Here is a 7,191-nt window from a genome sequence, read left to right as displayed (position 1 = left end):
GACAAGGACGACAATGTAAAGGTTGTCATCGTCACCGGACACGGCGACCGTGCCTTCTGCGCCGGAGCGGACCTTTCGGCGGGCGCCAAGACCTTCGACTATGACGCGCGCGCTGCCGGCGGCGACCAACACCGCAAGGGCGCAGGTCTCGAGATCCAGCGCGATGGCGGCGGGCGGGTGACGCTGCGCATCTTCGAGAGCCTGAAGCCGGTGATCGGGGCGATCAATGGCGCGGCGGTCGGCATCGGCGTGACAATGCAGCTGCCTATGGATATCCGCATCGCCTCCGAAAATGCGCGCTTCGGCTTTGTGTTCAACCGCCGGGGCATCAATCCGGAAGCGGCCTCCAGCTGGTTCCTGCCGCGCCTCGTCGGCATCCAGCAGGCGCTGGAATGGTGCTATACGGGCCGGGTGTTCCCGGCTTCGGAAGCCCTCTCCGGCGGCCTTGTCAGCAAGGTTGTTCCGCAGGCGGAGCTTATGAGCACGGCCCGCGCCCTGGCGAAGGAAATTGCCGACAACACGGCGCCGGTTTCCAACGCGCTGACGCGGCAGATGATGTGGCGCATGCTCGGTGCCTCGCATCCGATGGAGGCGCATATCGTCGACTCTGCAGCCATCTATTCGCGCGGCAAGACTCCGGATGCGAAGGAGGGCGTGATGAGTTTCCTCGAGAAGCGCACGCCGACCTACCCGGTGAAAGTGTCCGATGGTATGCCGAACTTCTTCCCCTGGTGGGAGGAGAAGGAATTCGAATGGATCGGCGGCAAGGACTGAGGCGTGGAGACGCTGTTGCCGCTCGGCGCCGAGATTGGCCGGCGCCTGAAGGAGAGGGGCGAGGCGGTTGGCGTCTCGGAATCCTCCGCAGGCGGACTGATCTCGGCGGCGATCCTTGCCGAGCCCGGCGCCTCGGTCTGGTACCGGGGCGGCGGGGTTATCTATACGCGTCAGGCGTTCCGGGGCCTGCTCGGCCTTGGCCGGGCTGACCTTGGCGACCGGCGATCTTCGACCGAGCCTTACGCGCAACTGCTCGCCGGCGTGATCCGCGAGCGGCTGGACGCGCATTGGGGGCTTTGCGAGACGGGCGCGTCGGGGCCGACAGGTAACGCCTATGGCGACGCGGCAGGGCATACCTGCGTGGCGGTCGCCGGGCCGGGCGGTTTTCTGGTATCGCGGACACTGGAGACAAGGCTGTCGGATCGGGCAGCGAACATGCGGCTGTTTGCGAGAGAAGCGATGGAGTTGCTGTTGGGGGTGCTGGAGTAGGGAAGTGGGCGCGGATGTAGCTGGCAGCCGCTTGTGCCGGCCCGGCTTTCACCGTCCGGGTACGGATCATGTGGCGGTCCTCAAGGATGGGACCGGCTGCGGCGGACGCCGCGGGGCGTCCGGGAAGGAAAAGTTTGGTTGCGGGGTGGACGCCACTCGTCCGCCGCACCGCCCCCGGAGTTTCGGGCAGTTCTCGGGATGACTTCGGCGCTGCCAGGCCTTGGCTCCTTACCTCGTAGACGAGGCCATGCCCCTGAGAGCATGGCGGGCCAGTCGGGATTCTCTACCGGCTTTTCACCGGCTCGCCTGGATCAACGTCCCTAGAGAGGAGGCGGGCCGTAACCCCCGCACCCTCCCCGCTTCCGGGGACGCCTCCGCTGAAAACCGAACGGTACCGGTTCCGGTCTCTTCAGGGAGACGGGAGTATCTTATGCCAGGTGGTGACCATACCGGATTGGGAAGCTGTGGAATTCTTTGGGGGCGGAGGCGGGGAGCCCACCTGAGCGTTGTTCCTGCTGGGCTTTCCGGGTCCCGGCTTTCGCCGGGATGACAGGGGGAGAGGCGCGGGAGGGGGCGGAAGTGTTGCGTAGAGGGAAACTTGTGCAACAGCGGACGGTGGGTATCGGCCTGCTTTGCAGGCCTCCACCCACCCTACGGGCTGGCCGACGCAGGGGTCTGCGGAGTGTCACAAAAGTCTTGCCTTTGGGGGCGGCATTAGGTCAGGTCTGCCCCGGAAAGACTGGAGGCGGCGAATGACGGATGCACCGGCTGCGGCAACGCAGAAAGGGTTTCTCGGGGTAGTGGAGCGTGTGGGCAACAAATTGCCCGATCCCGTCTTCCTTTTTTTCTACCTGATCCTCGGCCTGATGGCGATTTCGATTGCCTGCGCCATGTTGGGCGTTTCGGCGGTGCACCCGACGCAGGTGAATGAGGACGGATCCCCCGTCATTATCACGGCGGCGAGCCTGCTTTCGCCAGACAATATCCAGCGCCTGTGGGTGCAGATGCCGGCGACGTTCACACACTTCCATCCGCTCGGCTATGTGCTGGTGGTGATGCTGGGCGCGGGTGTGGCGGAACGCTCGGGACTGTTTGCGAGCGGGATGCGCGCGGCCGTGCGCGGGGCGCCGACGGCCTTGCTGACGCCGGTGGTGGCGCTGATTGCGATGCTGTCGAACCATGCCTCTGATGCGGGCTATGTGGTGCTGATCCCGCTGGCGGCGATTCTCTATGCGGCAGCGGGCCGGCACCCGATTGCCGGGATCGCGGCGGCCTTTGCGGGCGTCTCGGGCGGCTTTTCGGCGAACGTCACACCGGGCCAGCTTGATGCGCTGCTGTTCGGCATCACACAGCAGGCGGTCAACAATTCGCAGCTTGTCGAAGGGCTGCATGTCAATATTGCCGGCAACTGGTTTTTCATCTCGGTGCTGCTGGTGATCTACCTGCCGATCATCTGGTTCGTTACCGACAGGATAATCGAGCCGCGCCTCGGCAAGTGGACGCCGACGGCGCAGCAGGCGAAGGATTTCGGCGACGAGGACAAGCCGCTGGAGCCCGCACAGAAGAAGGGTCTTTCCCGCGCAGGGCTTGCGGCGCTGGCCGTGGTGGCGCTGTGGATTTTCATGACGTTCGGACCGGGCACGCCGCTGATCAATGAAGAGGCATGTCCGGCGGACGCGATGGCGGCGGGCGATTGCTCCGTACACGCCACACTGGCGCCGCTCTACCAGTCGCTGGTGGCGGCCTTCTTCCTGCTGTTCCTGTTTGCCGGCTGGGCGTATGGCGCGGCGGCAGGCTCGATCAAGGGGCACCGCGACCTGGTGGCGATGATGACCGAGGCGATGAAGGACATGGGGTATTACCTCGTGCTGGCCTTTGCGGCGGCGCATTTTGTGGCGATGTTTGGCTGGTCGAATCTCGGCCTGATCGGCGCGGTGCACGGGGCGGGCGCGATTGAGTCCAGCGGCTTGCCGTTGCCGGTTGTGCTCGGCCTGATCGTGATCTTCACGGGGTTCCTGAACCTGTTCATCGGATCGGCGAGCGCGAAATGGGCGCTGCTGGCGCCGGTGCTGGTGCCGATGCTGATGCTGCTGGGTGTGTCGCCGGAAGGCGCGACGGCCGCTTACCGCGTCGGCGACGGGGCGACGAATATCATCACGCCGCTGATGGTGTACTTCCCGCTGATCCTGATCTTCGCGCAGCGCTGGCAGAAGGATTTCGGCCTCGGCAGCCTGACGGCGCTGATGCTGCCTTACTCGGTCTGGCTGCTGATTTCCGGCGTGATCCTGACCGTCGGATGGTTCTATCTCGGGCTCGACATGGGGCCTGGAGCACCGATTACCTACAGCCTGCCGGAGATTGCGACGCCTTAGGGCGCGGGGCACCGCGATAAGAAAACGCCCTGACCTTGTGGGTCAGGGCGTTTGTTTTTGTACGGAGGAAACCGGTCAGCTGCGGGCCTTGGCCTTCAGGTCGTTGGTCATCGAATTGATCTTGGCGATCAGCTTGTCGGCCGAGCCATTATTGTTGTCGAGCAGGGCGATGAACTGGGCACGCTGTTCGATGGCGAGCCAGATCAGGTTGCCGTCGAGATTGAGGGCGACGTCGACAACCTGGTAGTTGCCTTCGCTGCCCTGCACGCGCCAGCGCACGTCCATGTCCTTGCCGTCCTGGCGCTTGATGACCGTGTTGACGATCGAGTCGGTCGGCGAACGGTCGACGGAGTTCTTCACCTGCACGGCTTCGCCGCGATAGGCGTCGAGTTCGAACTGGTAGACAGCGAGGGCGTATTCGCGGAACGCCTTGCGGTAACGGGTCAGCTCGGCTTCGGTGAAGCGGCGGCTGTACTTGCCGATGACGAAGTTCGACACGGCATCAAGATCGGTGAACTGGTCCATGTAGGCACTGAATTTCGCCGTCCGCTCCGATGTGGAGAGGTTCGGGTTGTTCAGCGTCTTCAACACCTCGGAGGCGTTTTTCTGGACGTAGGCTTCGGTCTTGGCATCTGCGAAGGCGGGGAGGGCGCCTGCGAGAATGACCGCCGCCGCAAGGGTGGATCGGAGGAAACGCTTCACGGTGTGACTCCTAGTTTCAGGGCCGCCGCTGATTACTCGTCAAATTCGTCAAAATCTGGGAGATCATCATAGGCACTGTCTTCATCGACCTTGCCATTAGCGATCTCCGCCTGACGCGAAGATGAATAAATTCGGCGAAGGGCGATGTAAGGTTCCGGCTGGGAATTTAAAGTTTCAATCTGGTCATCAAGCCGGACGCGCGCGTTGAGGCCGCCGAGAACGCCGAGGCCGACGCGGATGGCGACGTCGCTGTCCTTGTCATTGTCGAACTGGACATAGTTCACGGGATCAATGGCTGCATCCACGCCGCGGCCGAGTAGGTCGCGGGGTGTGGTGGGGCCGAGCAGGGGCATCACGAGATAGGGACCCGAATCGATTCCCCAGACGGCGAGCGTCTGGCCGAAATCCTCTCGGTGGCCGTCGATGCCCATGTGTTCGGCCGCGTCCCACAGGCCCAGAAGGCCGACGGTTGTGTTGATACCGAAGCGGGCAAGCGTGGTGCCGGCGCGGGAGGGTTCGACCTGCAGCACATCATTGGCAAAGGTAACAGGGCTGCGCAGGTTGCCGAGAAAGTCGCTGACGCGGTCGCGCGCGAATTCCGGGGTCACTGCCTTGTAAACATTGGCGGCTGGCGCGAGGGCGTACTTGTCGACGCCGTTATTGAAGGCGAACATGCGTCGGTTGAAGCCCTCATAGGGGTCGGCGATGTCTCCGGGGCCCGGTGCCGGCGCGGTGGCGCAGGCGGTTAGGGCGAGCGAGACGAGGGCTGCGCCGGCAGTCAGTTTCATGGGAGGATTCCTGCAACGTGCGCAGTTAGATGGAGTTCACTTTAAAAAGGTTCAACGGGGTGGAATAGAAGGTCGGCGCGCAGGCGTATCTTTTGGGCCACACCTTTCAGCAGAGCTAAACGAACAGGGCGGCGCTGGCCTGTTGCCATATCATATAAATGGATGTTTATATGATTGGATGACGCCGTTTGATGATCTTCTCGACAAACTCAAGGCCGCTGGCGAGCCGACGCGGCTGCGCCTGCTGGCGCTGCTGCGCCGGCATGACCTTTCGGTGGGCGAACTGGTGCAGGTGCTGGGGCAGAGCCAGCCGCGCCTGTCGCACCATTTGAAGACGCTGGCCGAATCGGGATTGGCGGAGAGGTTGCCGGAAGGCGCGTTCGTGTTCTATCGCGCGGCAAGGGCTGGGGCGGGGCGGGCTTTCCTGGACCGCCTGTTCGAGCAGACCCGCGAGGAGGCGCCGGAATTCCAGACTGACCGTGACAAGCTGCACGAAGTGATGCAGGCGCGGGCGGCCGAGGCGGAGGCCTATTTCTCCAGCATTGCGGAGAACTGGGATTCCCTCCGTGCCCTGCACTTTCCGAATGAGGCGATCGAAGACACACTGCTGGATCTCGCGGGGCCGGGACCTTACCGGCGTGTCGTGGATTTCGGCACGGGCACCGGGCGGATGCTGCTGCTGTTTTCGCCGCGCGCGGCGGAGGCGGAGGGCATTGATTTCAGTCACAGGATGCTGACCGTGGCGCGCGCCAATCTGGAGCGCGCCGGGGCAAGCAACAGCCGCGTGCGGTTTGGCGATGTGACGGCGGCGCCGTTCGAGGATGCGTCGGCCGATCTCGTGATTGTGCATCAGGTGCTGCATTACCTAGATGCGCCGGGCGAGGCGATTGCCGAGGCGGCCCGCCTGCTGGTGCCGGGCGGGAAGCTTCTGGTGATCGATTTTGCGCCGCATGATCTCGAGTTTCTGCGCGCGGAACATGGGCATCGGCGCCTGGGCGTGCGCCACGATGCGCTGGCGGACTGGGCACGGCAAGCGGGACTGGCGCTTGAAGCGCCGCGCAGTTTTGATCCGCCGGAGATGGCGGAACCCGGTCTGACGGTGAATATCTGGCGCGCGACGAAGCCCGCCCTGAAAAAGGCGAAAGCGGCATGATCCGGACACTGACAGAACCTGACAAAGCGCGCGAGAAATTACGCGTATCCTTCGAATTTTTCCCACCGAAAAGCGAGGCGATGGCCACGCGCCTGTGGGACACGATCAAGCGGCTGGAGCCGATGGCGCCAGACTTCGTGTCGGTGACTTATGGCGCGGGTGGCTCCACGCGCGAGCGCACACATGACACGGTGCGCCGCATCGTGGCGGAGACAAGCCTGCGGCCGGCGGCGCACCTGACCTGTGTGGGCGCGACGAAGGCGGAAGTGCTGGCCGTGGCTGAGGATTACTGGCAGGCGGGCGTGAAGCATATTGTGGCGCTGCGGGGCGACCCGCCAGCGGGCATGGGCGCGAAATTCGAGCCGCACCCGGGCGGGTTTCTCGATTCCGTTGATCTCATCCGGGGACTGAGGGAGCACCGGCCGGAGCTGGGCAAGTGCTTCGAGATTTCGGTATCGTGCTATCCGGAGCTGCACCCGGAGAACAAGGGATGGAATGCTGAGATTGCATTCCTGAAAGCGAAGCAGGATGCAGGCGCGGACCGGGCGATCACGCAATTCTTCTTCGAGCCGGACGTGTATTTCGAGTTTCTCGAGAAGGCGCATGCGGGCGGCGTAACGCTGCCGATTGTGCCGGGCATCATGTTGCAACCGAACTTTGCCGGGCTCAAGCGGATGGCGGGGATGGTGCAGGCTTCGATTCCGGCATGGCTGGACCGGCTGTATGACGGTCTCGAGGAGGATGACGAGACGCGCGACATGGTGACGGCGACCGTGGCGGCGGAGCTGTGCCACAAGCTGCATGAACGCGGTGTGCGCGACTTCCATTTCTACACCCTGAACCGGGCGAGCCTGGCGCTGTCGACCTGCCGTCTGCTCGGCCTGAAACCGCAACCTGCAAAGGCGGCCTGACG

General features: G+C 63.8%; 7 protein-coding genes. 5 read left to right on the top strand and 2 right to left on the bottom strand.

Annotation, left to right across the window (positions count from 1 at the left end):
• The 3 genes from ACK4TE_RS00880 to ACK4TE_RS00870 form a co-directional block, all read left to right on the top strand.
• Window positions 1-774: crotonase/enoyl-CoA hydratase family protein (locus ACK4TE_RS00880; protein ID WP_409909571.1), on the top strand; the 774-nt coding region annotated here is incomplete at its 5' end.
• 3 nt (window positions 775-777) lie between these two features.
• Window positions 778-1,263 (top strand): CinA family protein, encoded by a 486-nt coding sequence (locus ACK4TE_RS00875; RefSeq protein WP_409909570.1) that lies wholly within the window; start codon window positions 778-780, stop codon window positions 1,261-1,263.
• A gap of 752 nt (window positions 1,264-2,015) precedes the next feature.
• Window positions 2,016-3,635, top strand: a complete 1,620-nt coding sequence (locus ACK4TE_RS00870; RefSeq protein ID WP_409909569.1) for an AbgT family transporter — start codon at window positions 2,016-2,018, stop codon at window positions 3,633-3,635.
• Window positions 3,636-3,710: 75 nt separating this feature from the next.
• Here the strand turns inward: ACK4TE_RS00870 and ACK4TE_RS00865 are convergent, their stop codons facing one another.
• Together ACK4TE_RS00865 and ACK4TE_RS00860 are read right to left on the bottom strand one after the other, a co-directional pair.
• Window positions 3,711-4,337, bottom strand: a complete 627-nt coding sequence (locus ACK4TE_RS00865; RefSeq protein WP_409909568.1) for a phospholipid-binding protein MlaC — start codon at window positions 4,335-4,337, stop codon at window positions 3,711-3,713.
• Window positions 4,338-4,369: 32 nt separating this feature from the next.
• Window positions 4,370-5,125 carry a VacJ family lipoprotein gene (locus ACK4TE_RS00860; RefSeq protein ID WP_409909567.1) on the bottom strand — a complete coding sequence of 252 codons (756 nt, stop codon included), beginning with the start codon at window positions 5,123-5,125 and terminating at the stop codon, window positions 4,370-4,372.
• Window positions 5,126-5,303: 178 nt separating this feature from the next.
• Here ACK4TE_RS00860 and ACK4TE_RS00855 point away from each other — a divergent pair, with 178 nt between their 5' ends.
• Window positions 5,304-6,278 carry a metalloregulator ArsR/SmtB family transcription factor gene (locus ACK4TE_RS00855; RefSeq protein WP_409909566.1) on the top strand — a complete coding sequence of 325 codons (975 nt, stop codon included), beginning with the start codon at window positions 5,304-5,306 and terminating at the stop codon, window positions 6,276-6,278.
• Window positions 6,275-7,189: a methylenetetrahydrofolate reductase [NAD(P)H] gene (gene metF, locus ACK4TE_RS00850; protein WP_409909565.1), complete on the top strand. Its 915-nt coding sequence runs from the start codon at window positions 6,275-6,277 to the stop codon at window positions 7,187-7,189. Before ACK4TE_RS00855 ends, metF begins: the two co-directional genes overlap by 4 nt.
• Window positions 7,190-7,191 lie beyond the last annotated feature (2 nt).

Source organism: Hyphomonas sp. (genome assembly GCF_046313975.1).
In the GTDB taxonomy this organism is placed as follows: domain Bacteria; phylum Pseudomonadota; class Alphaproteobacteria; order Caulobacterales; family Hyphomonadaceae; genus Hyphomonas.
This window is presented reverse-complemented; position numbering and strand designations above follow the sequence as displayed.